This window comes from Streptococcus saliviloxodontae (genome assembly GCF_016908655.1).
GTDB lineage: Bacteria > Bacillota > Bacilli > Lactobacillales > Streptococcaceae > Streptococcus > Streptococcus saliviloxodontae.
On record NZ_JAFBEI010000072.1, the window covers coordinates 1 to 1,662 of the forward strand.

Genomic DNA, 1,662 nt, shown 5'->3' on the forward strand with positions numbered 1-1,662 from the left:
TTGAATAGAGTTCATCTTGTGGCTCCCCTTATTACTTTTTATACCCTTATTGTAATCGCTACACTTTCTATTGAACATGACATTTATGTCATGTTTTATATACCGTCATCAATTTGAATAAAACTCAAAATTAATTTTCTCAAGTGTAAATAAAAAGAATATGTTCTTTAAGTTGTCGGCTAAGATAACCTAAATCAGCTAAAATAAAGGACTATCGGCAATTTTCTAGTAAATCATCCACTACTCTAATATCATGGACAGAAGCAGGGGTCACAACATAATTTAGGATACAACCTGACAAGGTGACCAGCATATGGACTTTAAATCCGTAAAACCATAGGCGCTTCGAAGCATTATAGCCAATATCTGCGATACCATTAAAAATCTTAGCTCTGTGATTACGGACAGGCTGGCAAAGTGGCAAAGGAAAACTATCTATAATGACTAACTCATCAGGAGAAATTTCCTTATTCAAAGCTTGGCGAATCAATTGAACTAACCAACTCAATTGTCTTGCTCGTCGATTAAAGCGGCTTCGCTCCAACAATCGTCCACAAGGAAATAGTTGGCAGATGCGATAGAAATGACGTTGCGATTTAATGCCTAGCTCAGCTTGTAACAAAAGTAAGACTAGTAGCGACTCGTCTGATACTTTGGCTAACTTACGATTACGACGATGTTTAAGAGAATCAGGGCAGTAATCATGGTAAAGTTTTGAACAAATTTGAGATAATTGTTGCACATTCCATTGTAAATGATGGGATTTAGCGGTATACTGTAAGTGGCTCATTTGGACTAACCTCCTATATGTTTTGTCACTTACAGTATAGTCCTTTCGGGCTTTTTATTATATTTTGAGATTAACTAGCACCAGGAGTAAAGAATATGTATTTTAGAATTAACATACTAATTAAAAAAGGATAAAACTCCACTTAGACTAGTTATTCATTTACACTCTTATTAATAATGCAATACAAACTAAAAGTAAACACTAATCATAAGAGACAGTTCCTGTATTGAACTATCTGAAAGATCATTATTTCATTAGACAATCTTCTTTAAATAGATTTCTATCAGATATACATTTAATAGATAAAGCTACAATATTAATTAATTAGTCTTACCTCACATGCCCCCAGTTGAAGAAGTAAATATAATTAAAAATAAAATAGAAGTCTTCATCACGAAGTTGAATAACTATATTGAAACTCATCCAGATACTTATTCGATTTAAATATCTTCCGAACTCTACTGTCAACTATATCTCTTCATTACAGAGAGCAAAAATATGGAACATATTCAAAAAAAGAGAGTAAAAAGTAGTTCTATTCCTTAAATAATTTAATAACTTAAGTCTCTCCCTAATCTATAACCTGTCAATTATATAGCAAAATCTCAGGATCTATAGTATAAAGCACCTCAGCTTTCATTACTGTACAAATAGTGTTAAGAAATTCTAGGGCAGTAAGTTATGACTAACACTATCATTGATTTTTTCTTTTATTTCAATGCTAAAAAAACAGTTAAATCACCCTATCAAGCCCTTTTCTAATTTAATAAAGAATAGTGGCTCTTCGTCAACTGTAGTGGGTTGACTTATAATCAGCAGCGAGAGAGAATCAGATTGGTTCTCTCTTTTTGCATGTTCAAAGCGATGAGAAT

Annotated in this window: 1 pseudogene; it reads right to left on the bottom strand. The window is 32.6% G+C overall.

The annotated features are described in order from the left end of the window. Nucleotides 1-214: 214 nt before the first annotated feature. Nucleotides 215-790, bottom strand: a pseudogene (locus JOC31_RS09785) (IS982 family transposase); the annotation flags it as partial. Nucleotides 791-1,662 lie beyond the last annotated feature (872 nt).